At 64.5% G+C, this 12,818-nt stretch carries 11 protein-coding genes; all 11 read left to right on the top strand.

Annotated features, from left to right (window positions below; all coding sequences use genetic code 11):
• Nucleotides 1–16: 16 nt before the first annotated feature.
• Nucleotides 17–1,111 (top strand): M24 family metallopeptidase, encoded by a 1,095-nt coding sequence (locus QRN54_RS17510; protein ID WP_003944812.1) that lies wholly within the window; start codon nucleotides 17–19, stop codon nucleotides 1,109–1,111.
• Between the two features lie 34 nt (nucleotides 1,112–1,145).
• The gene (gene efp / locus QRN54_RS17505) at nucleotides 1,146–1,709 is read left to right on the top strand and encodes an elongation factor P (RefSeq protein ID WP_003944958.1); all 564 of its coding nucleotides are present in this window, start codon (nucleotides 1,146–1,148) and stop codon (nucleotides 1,707–1,709) included.
• Complete coding sequence (nusB, locus tag QRN54_RS17500) at nucleotides 1,710–2,207, top strand: transcription antitermination factor NusB (RefSeq protein ID WP_007728014.1); 498 nt, start codon at nucleotides 1,710–1,712, stop codon at nucleotides 2,205–2,207. It abuts the gene before it with no gap.
• A 173-nt stretch (nucleotides 2,208–2,380) separates the two neighbouring features.
• Nucleotides 2,381–3,022: a bifunctional pyr operon transcriptional regulator/uracil phosphoribosyltransferase PyrR gene (pyrR, locus tag QRN54_RS17495; protein ID WP_003944977.1), complete on the top strand. Its 642-nt coding sequence runs from the start codon at nucleotides 2,381–2,383 to the stop codon at nucleotides 3,020–3,022.
• Nucleotides 3,019–3,963, top strand: coding sequence for an aspartate carbamoyltransferase catalytic subunit (locus tag QRN54_RS17490; protein WP_285182638.1), 945 nt, complete (start codon nucleotides 3,019–3,021; stop codon nucleotides 3,961–3,963). The genes pyrR and QRN54_RS17490 overlap by 4 nt, the downstream gene beginning before the upstream one ends.
• Before the next feature lie 26 nt (nucleotides 3,964–3,989).
• Nucleotides 3,990–5,297: a dihydroorotase gene (locus QRN54_RS17485; protein ID WP_003944990.1), complete on the top strand. Its 1,308-nt coding sequence runs from the start codon at nucleotides 3,990–3,992 to the stop codon at nucleotides 5,295–5,297.
• Between the two features lie 6 nt (nucleotides 5,298–5,303).
• Nucleotides 5,304–5,870 carry a PH-like domain-containing protein gene (locus QRN54_RS17480; protein WP_003944773.1) on the top strand — a complete coding sequence of 189 codons (567 nt, stop codon included), beginning with the start codon at nucleotides 5,304–5,306 and terminating at the stop codon, nucleotides 5,868–5,870.
• The gene (carA, locus tag QRN54_RS17475; RefSeq protein WP_007728009.1) at nucleotides 5,867–7,042 is read left to right on the top strand and encodes a glutamine-hydrolyzing carbamoyl-phosphate synthase small subunit; all 1,176 of its coding nucleotides are present in this window, start codon (nucleotides 5,867–5,869) and stop codon (nucleotides 7,040–7,042) included. Before QRN54_RS17480 ends, carA begins: the two co-directional genes overlap by 4 nt.
• Nucleotides 7,042–10,398 carry a carbamoyl-phosphate synthase large subunit gene (carB, locus tag QRN54_RS17470; protein ID WP_003945010.1) on the top strand — a complete coding sequence of 1,119 codons (3,357 nt, stop codon included), beginning with the start codon at nucleotides 7,042–7,044 and terminating at the stop codon, nucleotides 10,396–10,398. The genes carA and carB overlap by 1 nt, the downstream gene beginning before the upstream one ends.
• Nucleotides 10,395–11,216 carry an orotidine-5'-phosphate decarboxylase gene (gene pyrF / locus QRN54_RS17465; protein ID WP_007728008.1) on the top strand — a complete coding sequence of 274 codons (822 nt, stop codon included), beginning with the start codon at nucleotides 10,395–10,397 and terminating at the stop codon, nucleotides 11,214–11,216. The genes carB and pyrF overlap by 4 nt, the downstream gene beginning before the upstream one ends.
• Before the next feature lie 57 nt (nucleotides 11,217–11,273).
• Nucleotides 11,274–12,473 (top strand): glycosyltransferase 87 family protein, encoded by a 1,200-nt coding sequence (locus tag QRN54_RS17460; protein ID WP_225320370.1) that lies wholly within the window; start codon nucleotides 11,274–11,276, stop codon nucleotides 12,471–12,473.
• The last annotated feature ends 345 nt before the right edge of the window (nucleotides 12,474–12,818 follow it).

Raw genomic sequence — 12,818 nt, 5'->3', positions numbered from 1 at the left:
GCGGTAGGTTCGAGGGATGCCGGTCGACTTCAGAACACGCCGTGAATCCCTCAGACGCCTCCTCTCGGAGCGCGAACTCGACGCGATTCTCGTCACAGATCTCCTCAACATCAGATACCTCACCGGTTTCACCGGTTCCAATGCGGCGCTCGTCGTCAGTGCATCGGATTCAGCGTCCGACGAGCGTGAGACGGTGATATGCACCGACGGCCGCTACGTGACGCAGGTGTCAGAGCAGGTGCCGGACCTTCGGGCCGAAATCGCCCGTTCGAGTGCTGCGCACTTGATCGAGAAGTCCACGGCGCCCGTTCTCGCGTTCGAGTCACATGTGGCGACGTTCGCCGAACATCGGGCTTGGACCGAAGCAGCGCCGAAGATCCGGTTCGAACCGGTGAGCGGACTCGTCGAACAATTGCGCATGGTCAAGGACGAGTACGAGGTGGAGTTGTTGCGAGCCGCGTGCACCGCAGCCGATGTCGCGTTGGCGCAGTTGATCGCTCGCGGTGGCCTGCGACCTGGCCGAACGGAACGAGAGGTCGGCCGCGAGCTGGAAAATCTGATGCTCGACAACGGGGCGGACGGTATTTCCTTCGAGACGATCGTGGCGGCCGGCGCCAACTCGGCGATTCCGCATCACCGACCGACCGACGCGATCCTGGCGTCGGGTGACTTCGTCAAACTCGACTTCGGCGCCCAGGTCGGTGGGTACCACTCGGACATGACACGGACCTACGTGCTCGAGTCCGTTTCCGATTGGCAACGGGAGATTTACGAGCTCGTCGCGCGTTCGCAAGCTGCCGGTTGCGACGCGCTCGCGCCGGGTGTCGAATGTGCGGCAGTCGACGCCGTCGCCCGTGCGGTGATCGACGATGCAGGCTACGGCGAGTTGTTCCTGCACGGCCTCGGCCACGGTGTGGGGCTCGAAATCCACGAAGCACCGGGGATCGGCAAGCTCGGCACCGGTACACTTCTTTCCGGCGCGGCGGTGACCGTCGAGCCGGGCGTGTACTTCTCCGGGCGCGGAGGTGTACGGATCGAGGACACGCTCGTTGTTCGTGAGCAGGGGCCAGAGCTGCTCACACTGACCGCAAAAGACCTTACCGTCGTCTGAGACGGTTTCCCGACCCCTAGGAGACGCGAAGCAAGTGGCTTCCACCAGTGATTTCAAGAATGGTCTGGTTCTGCAGATCGAAGGCCAGCTGTGGACGATCATCGAGTTCCAGCACGTCAAGCCCGGCAAGGGCCCTGCCTTCGTGCGCACCAAGCTCAAGAACGTGCTCTCGGGCAAGGTAGTGGACAAGACGTTCAACGCCGGTGTGAAGGTCGAGACCGCCACGGTCGACCGTCGTGACATGACGTACCTGTACCACGACGGCAGCGACTACATCTTCATGGACGGCGACACCTACGACCAGGTGTCGATCAGCGAATCCACCGTCGGCGACCAGTCGCGTTTCCTGCTCGAGAACATGGCAGTCCAGGTCGCGACCCACGAAGACGTTCCCCTCTTCGTCGAGCTTCCGGTCACCGTCGAGCTCGTCGTCAAGCACACCGATCCGGGCCTGCAGGGCGACCGCTCCACCGGCGGCACCAAGCCTGCCACCCTCGAGACCGGTGCCGAGATCAACGTCCCGCTCTTCATCAACACCGGTGACAAGCTCAAGGTCGATTCTCGTGACGGCAACTACCTCGGGCGTGTGAATTCCTGAGTGTCCGGCACACATAAGAAACTCGGTGCACGCCACAAGGCGCGCAAGCGTGCCGTCGACTTCCTCTTCGAAGCCGAGGCACGTGACCTCGATCCGGTCGCACTGGCGTCGGAGCGTTCCGATCTGTCCGTCAAGGACGACGCGGTAGCACCCGTCGCGGCCTACACCGTCACGTTGGTGTCCGGCGTTGCGGAGAATCTGGACCGGATCGATCAGGTCATCTCCTCGCATCTGCAGGACTGGACGCTCGAGCGTCTGCCCGCCGTCGACCGTGCGATTCTGCGTATCGCCGTGTGGGAGCTCTTCCACGCGACGGACGTTCCGCCGGTTGTCGCCGTGGACGAGGCCGTCGAACTCGCGAAGCAGCTCTCGACGGACGACTCTCCGGGATTCGTCAACGGAATCCTCGGCCAGGTCGTTCTCGTTGCGCCGCAGGTTCGATCGGCTGCGGCCGCGACCTCCCAGCGCGCGCAGGAATCGGATTCGGGTACCGAGTAGCAAGTTTTGTTCCACCACCGCCGTGCGAGTGTCACCGAGCGCGTTGTGTGTCTGCACACAACCGGTCGGAGTCGCTGCTCGCACGGCGGGATCAGGTCTGTCGGCTGATAGGGTGGGGACCGTCAGACATCCTTTAACGATCCGTCCAGTGAGGCGGAGAAGGAGGTCGCTGCATGAGCGTACCCGAAGGGTCTCGCCCATCCGATCTTGCAGGTCCAGGTAACTCGAAGGCGCCGGTCGGTGCCGAGGCAGGTAGCGAAACCCGCGAATTGTTGTCCGCCCAGGATGTGGGCCGGACCATCGCGCGGATCGCTCACGAGATCATCGAGAAGACCGCACTCGACGGACCCGAGGGAACTGCCCCTCGTGTGGTCCTGATCGGGATCCCGACGCGTGGAACCACCCTCGCCACGCGACTGCGCGCCAAGATCGAAGAATTCTCCGGTGTGCGTCTTCCCATCGGATCTCTCGACATCACCCTCTACCGCGACGATCTCCGGAACAAGCCGCACCGCCCGCTCGAGCGCACGTCCGTCCCCGAAGGTGGCGTCGACAATGCGCTGGTCGTTCTCGTGGACGACGTCCTCTTCTCCGGTCGCACCGTGCGCTCGGCACTTGACGCGTTGCGCGATCTGGGCCGCCCCCGCGCGGTCCAACTCGCAGTGCTCGTGGATCGTGGTCACCGCGAACTCCCGCTGCGCGCCGACTACGTCGGCAAGAACGTCCCGACCGCGAGGTCCGAGGACGTCAAGGTTCTCCTCCAGGAGCACGACGGCAGGGAAGCGGTAGTCATCTCCGGGGGTAAGAGCGCGTGAAGCACCTACTTTCCATCGCGGACCTCGATCGTGAGTCCGCGGTAGAACTTCTCGACGAGGCAGAACGGTTCGAGCAGGCACTTCTGGGACGAGAGGTACGCAAGCTCCCGACGCTGCGCGGACGCACGGTCATGACGGTGTTCTTCGAGAACTCGACGCGCACCCGGGTGTCTTTCGAGGTGGCAGGCAAATGGATGAGTGCCGACGTCATCAATGTCAGCGCATCCAGTTCCTCGGTGTCCAAAGGTGAATCCCTGCGCGATACCGCGATGACCCTGCGCGCGGCCGGTGCCGACGCACTCATCGTGCGCCACCCGGCTTCGGGCGCCGCCCACCAGATCGCAAAGTGGACCGGAGCGGCCGACGACGGTGGCCCGGCAGTCATCAACGCAGGTGACGGCACGCACGAGCACCCCACTCAGGCGCTTCTCGACGCTTTGACCCTTCGCCAGCGTCTCGGCGACATCGAGGGCAAGCGGATCGCCATCGTCGGCGACATCCTGCACAGCCGTGTCGCCCGCTCCAACGCACTGCTGCTCTCGATGCTCGGTGCCGAGGTTGTTCTTGTTGCGCCGCCGACACTGCTGCCGGTCGGTGCGCGCACGTGGCCGGTCACGGTCTCGCATTCGCTCGACGCGGAACTGCCCGGACTCGACGCGGTGCTGATGCTGCGGGTTCAGGCCGAACGCATGAACGGTGGCTTCTTCCCGTCGCAGCGCGAGTACTCGATCAACTACGGCCTGTCCGAGAAGCGGCTGGCGATGCTGGCCGATCACGCGGTGGTCCTGCACCCCGGCCCGATGCTGCGCGGCATGGAGATTGCATCCGCCGTTGCCGATTCCTCCAAAACTGCTGTACTGCAACAGGTTACCAACGGCGTACACATGCGCATGGCTGTCTTGTTCCGACTGCTGGTCGGGTCGGAGGACGGTGCGCTGTGACCAGAAACGAGAACGGAGAATCACCCGTGAGTGTCCTGCTCCGCGGAGTCCTGATCTACGGAGAAGGTGAGCCCACCGACGTACTCGTCGGCGACGGCACGATCCTCGAGATCGGCGTGGACCTCGATCCGGCCACGGCATCCGAGGTGATCGATGCCGGCGGGCAGATCCTGCTTCCCGGCTTCGTGGACCTGCACACACATCTGCGTGAGCCCGGCCGCGAAGACACCGAGACCATCGAAACCGGAAGCTCGGCAGCGGCTCTGGGTGGATACACCGCGGTCTTCGCGATGGCCAACACGAGTCCCGTCGCCGATTCGGTGGTCATCACCGATCACGTCTGGCGACGCGGGCAGGAAGTCGGCCTCGTCGACGTCCACCCCGTCGGCGCAGTCACAGCGGGCCTGGAAGGCAAGCAACTCGCCGAGATGGCGACCATGGCCGCAGGCGTCGGCAAGGTCAAGATGTTCTCCGACGACGGCCACTGCGTCTACGACCCACTGATCATGCGTCGCGCGCTCGAATACTCCAGCTCACTGGGCGTCCTGATCGCCCAGCACGCGGAAGAGCCGCGTTTGACCGTCGGTGCGGTCGCCCACGAGGGCCCCACGGCCGCGCGTCTCGGCCTGGCCGGATGGCCGCGAGCAGCCGAAGAATCGATCGTGGCCCGCGACGCACTGCTCGCGCGTGACGCCGGCGCCCGCGTTCACATCTGCCACGCCTCCACCGCCGGAACCGTCGAACTCGTGAAGTGGGCTCGCAGCCAAGGGATTTCGATCACCGCCGAGGTCACCCCGCATCACCTGCTCCTCGACGATTCACGGCTCGAGACGTACGACGCGATCAACAAGGTCAACCCGCCCTTGCGTGAGGCCAGTGACGTTGCCGCGCTGCGCAAGGGTCTGGCCGAGGGAATCATCGACTGCGTCGCGACCGACCATGCTCCGCACGCCGAGCAGGACAAGTGCTGCGAGTTCGCAGCCGCTCGCCCTGGAATGCTCGGCCTCGAGACCGCACTCTCGATCATCGTGCAGACGATGGTCCAGCCCGGCTTGTTGGACTGGCGCGGTGTTGCCCGGGTCATGAGCGAGCGCCCCGCGGCAATCGTCGGCCTCGACGATCAGGGCCGTCCCATCGAGGTGGGGGAGCCCGCGAACCTGACATTGGTCGATCCGTCGGCCGAGTGGACGGTCCACGGTCCCGACCTGGCGAGTGTCGCGCATAACACTCCGTACGAGTCGATGACATTGCCCGCTCGGGTCACGACCACACTGTTACGTGGCCGCATCACCGCACACGACGGGAATGTGCGGCTGCGGAGTAGCGAGGAGTAGCGCGTCATGGATAGAGCACTGTGGATCATCGGTCTGGCGATCTTCTGGGTCGCGATGATCGGCCTGATGTACGTCGGCTGGCGTGGACGCGCTCGACGCCAGAAAGACAAGATCGGCGAACTGCCGACGGTACCGGCAACCCTGGGTGAACTGCTCGTCCTGCCGACCACCGGCCTGTACGTCGGCAGCACCATCGCACCCAGTTGGCAGGACCGTATCGCCGTCGGCGACCTCGGTTTCCGCGCCACCTGCGAGATCAGCCGCTACAGCGGCGGAATTCTGGTCGAGCGTGACGGCGCGTCGGCGATCTGGATTCCGGAGAAGTCGATCCGCGCGATCCGCACGGAGAACGGTCTTGCCGGCAAGGTCATGAGCAAGGACGGCGTCCTGGTGATTCGCTGGGAATTGCCGAGCGGAACCGAGATCGACACGGGCGTGCGCGGTGACGACAAGACGGTTTATCCGGACTGGGTCAAGCCGGTGACTGCTTCGAACAAGACCGCTTCGAACAAGACGAATGACAACGAAGACGCAAGCTCTGGCGACATCGAGCAGAACGGAAAGAACGCATGAGCGGCTTTGACAACAGCCCCGCAGTACTGGTCCTCGAAGACGGACGGGTGTTCCGCGGAACCACCTTCGGTGCGGTTGGACAGACCCTGGGCGAAGCGGTGTTCAGCACCGGAATGACCGGCTACCAGGAAACGCTCACCGATCCCAGCTACCACCGCCAGATCGTCGTCTCCACCGCACCGCAGATCGGCAACACCGGCTGGAACGACGAAGACGACGAGTCGGTCGGACCGACCGGCGAGCGTGCCGGCGCCAAGATCTGGGTTGCCGGGTACGTCGTTCGTGACCCCTCGCGCGTCACCTCGAGCTGGCGTGCAACTGGTTCGCTGCAGGCCAAGCTCGAAGAGCAGGGCATCGTCGGAATCGCCGGGATCGACACTCGTGCCCTGGTTCGCCACCTGCGTACTCGCGGTTCGATGAAGGCCGGAATTTTTTCCGGTGAAGCCATCGCCGCCGATGACGAACTGGTCCGACGGGTTCAGGATCAGCCGACCATGCTCGGCGCCGATCTTGCCGGTGAGGTCAGCACCACCAGCGGCTACGTCGTCGAGCCGAAGGGCGGGGAGGCGCTGTACACGGTTGCCGCCATCGACCTCGGTATCAAGACCAACACCCCGCGCATGTTCGCCGAGCGCGGTATTCGCGTCCACGTGTTGCCGTCCAACGCGAGTCTCGAACAGATCCTCGACCTGAAGGCCGACGGAGTGTTCCTCTCCAACGGTCCCGGTGACCCAGCCACCGCCGACGGCGCAGTCCACCTCACGAAAGAGGTCATCGGACAGGGCTTGCCGCTGTTCGGTATCTGCTTTGGCAACCAGATCCTGGGCCGCGCCCTGGGCCTGAGCACCTACAAGATGAAGTTCGGCCACCGCGGAATCAACATCCCGGTGATCGAGCATCAGACCGGTCGCATCGCGATCACCGCTCAGAACCACGGCTTCGCGCTCGAAGGCGAAGCCGGTCAGGAATTCGACACCCCGTTCGGCCGCGCGGTGGTCAGCCACACCTGCGCCAACGACGGAGCCGTCGAAGGTGTTCGCCTGCTGGACGATTCGGCCTTCTCGGTGCAGTACCACCCCGAGGCGGCAGCCGGCCCGCACGACGCCGCGTACCTCTTCGACCGCTTCACCAGCCTGCTCTCCGCACGGAAAGAAACCGGAGTCAAGAACTAATGCCACGCCGTACAGATCTCAAGCACATCCTGGTAATCGGCTCCGGTCCGATCGTCATCGGTCAGGCCTGCGAGTTCGACTACTCGGGCACCCAGGCCTGCCGCGTCCTCCAGGAGGAGGGCCTGCGCGTCAGCCTGGTCAACTCCAACCCGGCCACCATCATGACGGACCCCGAGTTCGCCGACGCCACGTACGTCGAGCCGATCACGGCCGAGTTCCTCGAGAAGGTCATCGCCAAGGAAGCCTTGCAGGGCAACAAGATCGACGCCGTCCTCGCGACGCTCGGCGGTCAGACTGCGCTCAACGCCGCAGTGGCGCTGCACGAGCAGGGCATCCTCGAGAAGTACGACGTCGAACTGATCGGCGCCGACTTCGACGCCATCCAGCGCGGCGAGGATCGCCAGAAGTTCAAGGACATCGTCGCCAAGGTCGGTGGCGAATCCGCGAAGTCCGCAGTTTGCTACACGATGGACGAAGTACACGCCACGGTCGCCGAACTCGGCTACCCGGTTGTCGTGCGTCCGTCCTTCACCATGGGCGGCCTCGGTTCCGGCATGGCGTACGACGTCGACGATCTCAACCGCATCGCCGGTGGCGGTCTGGCCGCGTCGCCGACGGCGAACGTCCTGATCGAGGAATCCATCCTCGGCTGGAAGGAATACGAACTCGAGCTCATGCGCGACAGTCGCGACAACGTCGTGATCGTCTGCTCCATCGAGAACGTCGACCCGGTCGGTGTCCACACCGGAGACTCGGTCACCGTCGCCCCGGCGATGACGCTGACCGACCGCGAGTACCAGGCGATGCGCGACCTTTCCATCGACATTCTGCGTGAGGTGGGCGTCGACACCGGCGGCTGCAACATCCAGTTCGCGATGGACCCGAAGGACGGCCGCCTGGTCGTCATCGAGATGAACCCGCGTGTCTCCCGCTCGTCGGCTCTGGCGTCGAAGGCGACCGGTTACCCGATCGCGAAGATGGCGGCCAAGCTTGCCATCGGCTACACGCTCGACGAGATCGTCAACGACATCACCAAGGAAACCCCGGCTTGCTTCGAGCCGACGCTCGACTACGTCGTCGTCAAGGCTCCGCGGTTCGCTTTCGAGAAGTTCCCCGGTGCCGACGGAACTCTGACCACCACGATGAAGTCGGTGGGCGAGGCCATGAGCATCGGCCGCAACTTCACCGAGGCTTTCGGCAAGGTCATGCGTTCGCTCGAGACCAAGCGTGCGGGTTACTGGACCGGCGCCGACATCGAGACGGAGAGCCTGGATGCACTGCTCGCCGATCTGAGCGTTCCGCAGGACGGCCGCATGTACGGCATCGAGAAGGCATTCGCGCTCGGCGCAACTGTCGAGCAGCTCTTCGACGCCACCAAGATCGATCCGTGGTTCCTCGACCAGTTCCAGCAGATTCACGAGCTCGGTGAAAAGCTGCGCGCTGCAGAGTCTTTCGACGAGGCTTCCCTGCGTCAGGCCAAGTACCACGGCATCTCGGACCGCCAGATCGCGGCTCTGCGCCCCGAACTCGGTGGTGACACGCACGCAGGTGAGGACGCCGTTCGCGCTCTGCGTGATCAGCTGGGCGTGCGCCCTGTCTACAAGACCGTCGACACCTGCGCCGCAGAGTTCGAGGCCAAGACGCCGTACCACTACTCGACCTACGAGCTCGATCCCGAGGCCGAGTCCGAAGTTGCTCCGCAGACCGAGCGACCCAAGGTTCTGATCCTCGGATCCGGCCCCAACCGCATCGGTCAGGGCATCGAGTTCGACTACTCGTGTGTCCACGCGGCGCAGACGCTGTCCGAGGCCGGGTACGAGACCGTCATGGTCAACTGCAACCCCGAGACCGTCTCCACGGACTACGACACCGCTGATCGCCTGTACTTCGAGCCGCTGACGTTCGAGGACGTCTTCGAGGTCTACCGCGCGGAGGCGCAGTCGGGCACCGTTGCCGGCGTCATCGTCCAGCTCGGCGGCCAGACCCCGCTCGGACTGGCGAAGCGTCTCGAAGCTGCCGGCGTCCCCATCGTGGGAACCAGCCCCGCAGCCATCGACCTGGCGGAGGACCGCGGCGAATTCGGTCGCGTGCTCACCGAAGCCGGTCTGCCTGCACCGAAGTTCGGTACCGCCACCACGTTCGACGGCGCCCGCGAGATCGCAGCAGGCATCGGCTACCCGGTGCTGGTGCGTCCGTCGTACGTGCTCGGTGGTCGCGGCATGGAGATCGTCTACGACGAGGCTTCCCTCGCCGACTACATCTCGCGCGCCACGGAGATCTCCGACGATCGTCCGGTCCTGGTCGACCGCTTCCTCGAAGACGCGGTCGAGATCGACGTCGACGCTCTGTGTGACGGCACCGAGGTGTACCTCGGCGGCGTCATGGAGCACATCGAGGAAGCCGGCATTCACTCCGGTGACTCGGCGTGTGCGCTCCCGCCCATCACTCTGGGCCGGGCGGATCTCGAGAACGTCCGCCGCTCCACCGAGGCTCTCGCGAAGGGCATCGGCGTCAAGGGCCTGCTCAACGTCCAGTACGCCCTCAAGGACGACATCCTCTACGTGCTGGAAGCAAATCCCCGCGCCAGCCGCACGGTTCCGTTCGTGTCCAAGGCGACGGCCGTCCAGCTGGCCAAGGCATGCGCCCGCGTCATGCTCGGCGAATCCATCGCGGAACTGCGTGCGAGCGGCATTCTGCCGGCGAAGGGCGACGGCGGAAACACCCCGGCCGGTGCACCGATCGCGGTCAAGGAAGCTGTGTTGCCGTTCAACCGCTTCCGCCGCGCCGACGGTACCGGCGTGGATACCTTGCTCAGCCCGGAAATGAAGTCCACCGGTGAAGTCATGGGAATCGACTTCGACTTCGGTACGGCTTTTGCCAAGTCGCAGACTGCCGCCTACGGTTCGTTGCCCACCACGGGCGCGGTGTTCGTCTCGGTCGCCAACAAGGACAAGCGTTCGCTGATCTTCCCGGTCAAGCGCCTGGCAGACCTCGGATTCACCATTCTTGCCACCGAAGGAACCGCAGATGTTTTGCGGCGCAACGGTATCGAGTGCAAGCAGGTGTACAAGCAGTCGGGTGAAGATGTTCCGGCCGGTGCCGAGACCATCGTCGACCAGATCCGCAGCGGCGAGGTCGCCATGGTCATCAACACGCCGTACGGCAACAACGGCCCGCGTGTCGACGGCTACGAGATCCGAAGCGCAGCGGTTGCGTCGAACATCCCGTGCATCACGACGGTGCAGGGCGCCTCGGCTGCCGTGCAGGGCATCGAAGCAGCCATTCGCGGCGACATCGGAGTTCACTCCCTGCAGGAATTGCACGCAGGTCTTCGTCAGCCGGCACAGCAGTCGTGAGTCACAGTTGGGGGCAGCGTCTCCGGTCCGCGATCGCGGACCGGGGGCGGCTGTGCGTCGGTATCGACCCGCATCCCGCGCTTCTCGACGCGTGGGGACTGCCGCGTACGGCCGAAGGTCTCGAGACTTTCGCCGAGATCTGCGTCGAGGCCTTCACCGGTGAGGTCGGACTGGTCAAACCTCAGGTCGCGTTCTTCGAGGCTTACGGCAGCGCCGGCTTCGCCGTGTTGGAGCGGACCATCTCGGTTCTTCGTGATGCGGGAACTTTGGTCGTCGCGGATGCCAAGCGCGGTGACATCGGTTCGACGATGGACGCGTACGCGCAAGCCTGGTTGGGTGATTCGCCGTTGGCCTCCGACTCGGTCACCGTTTCGCCGTACCTGGGATTCGGGGCGCTGACTCCGACACTCGAACTGGCACGGCAGAACGCCCGCGGGATCTTCGTCCTGGCACGAACCTCCAATCCGGAAGGCGGCGTACTTCAACAGTCGTCGACTGACGGTGTGAGCGTGGCTCAGTCGATCGTCGACGCTGCGGTCGATGCGAACGGCGACGGCCGTGACACCGTCGGACTGGTGGTCGGTGCAACTCGGGACCACGGTCTGGACCTGTCGCAGTTCAACGGCCCGATTCTCGCTCCGGGACTCGGCGCTCAGGGTGCGACGGCAGCGGATCTCGCAGACATCTTCGCGGGATCGACCGAGCTCCTGCTGCCGAACACTTCCCGTGGGGTGCTCAAGCATGGTCCTTCGGTATCGGCACTTCGGGAGGCAGCAATGCGTGACCGAGACGAGATCGAAGCCGCATTGGCGAACTGATCCGTGAGTGACCTCGAGGCTCGTTCGAGCGGTGGAACCCGGTGGTACCGTCCGTCGGTGAATCGTTGGTGGCAGATCGGACTTCTCGTCGCGGCGTGCGCGCTGCTGGCCACCGGGTTCCAATCCGTCACCGGCGTACACGGCGACGATCTCGCCGTGTACCGGACGGCGGGTCAGGCCGTCCTCGACGGGTCGAACCTGTACGACGAGTCGTTCAACGCGAGACTGCCGTTCACGTATCCGCCCTTCGCTGCGCTCGTCGCCGTTCCAGTCGCCCTGGGTTCCTGGGGTGCGGTCCAGTGGGGATGGAGTTTCGTCAGCCTCCTGATGCTGGCCGCGATCATCGTGCTCAGCTATCGCGAAGTCCCGTTCACACGTAAGCGGCCAGTCGTCGTCTACGTGGGTTTCCTGGTCCTGTGGACGGCGGCATCGCCGATCTCCGATCACCTCGGGTACGGCCAGGTCGGGTTGTTTCTGACTCTCCTGTGCTTGATCGACGTGCTGGCTCGACCACGGTGGATTCCCGAGGGTGTGCTGGTGGGGATCGCCGGCGCGGTCAAACTGGTGCCACTCGTCTACATCGGTTACTACGTGATCACCGGGCGCTGGAAAGCAGTTGCGGGCGGCCTCGCCGGCTTCCTCGGCGCCACGGCTCTGGGCTTTGCGGTTCTCCCGCGCCAGACGATCGACTACTTCGGCGACATCGCCTCACTCTCGGGGCGCGTCGCCGTCGGTGACCCGTCCGTGTTCGGTAACCAGTCCGTGCGTGGAATGGCTTTGCGGCTACTTCCCGAGGGCCTGGTGGGTCCGGCGTGGCTCGTCGCCTGTGCGGTGTTGGGTGTCCTCGGAATTGTCGCGACGCGGCGCGCTCAGCGCCTGCGGGGCGATCTCGCCGGTTTCACGGTGGTGGCTCTGCTGGCGGCAATCGTGACTCCCATTGCCTGGACGCACCACTTCGTGTGGTTGGTGCCGGCGGTGGGTGTACTCCTCGTTCCGATCAAGTCGGGCGTGGGGGAGGGCACTCGATCGGTCCCTGTGTGGTCCTGGATCGCGATCGGTCTCACCGCTGTCGTAGTGCTGTTTCGGCTTCCTCGAGTCGGCGCGGACATGGATATCCCGGTAGTCGGCTTCGTGCTGGAGAATTCATTGCTCTGGGCGAGCCTCGCGGTAGTGCTCGCTCTGGCCGCCCCCGGCGTGAGTCGCATCGAACCCGAGACGGTCGACGCCGGCGATCCGAAATCGTCGCTGCAGACCTGAAAACGGGCCGCGACACGCGCATAGGCGCCGAAAATGCTCGAAAATTTTGGATGTGTCGGCGACCACGTTCATTCCCGCAGGTAACGATTTCGCACACTCGCACGGGGGTGTCGCACGCTATGGGTCGAAATACATTGTGTTACAGTCTATTTCGGTACTGTACGCACGTTCGTGTGGCGTCGAATTCGTCTCGATCCAGCCGAAAACGGTGACGATCCGTGACATCGATTCGACGCGCATAACCCACCGCGATCTGCATCGGACCGCGGGGGGTGGGTTAGCAATTCGCGCCAGGCGTGAGTACGGTCGCTATCGCTGCTGGTTATCAGCGGAATAGACAAAATT

The sequence above is a fragment of the Rhodococcus sp. MEB032 genome (genome assembly GCF_030208925.1).
GTDB classification, from domain to species: Bacteria; Actinomycetota; Actinomycetes; order Mycobacteriales; family Mycobacteriaceae; genus Rhodococcus_F; species Rhodococcus_F qingshengii.
This window is presented reverse-complemented; position numbering and strand designations above follow the sequence as displayed.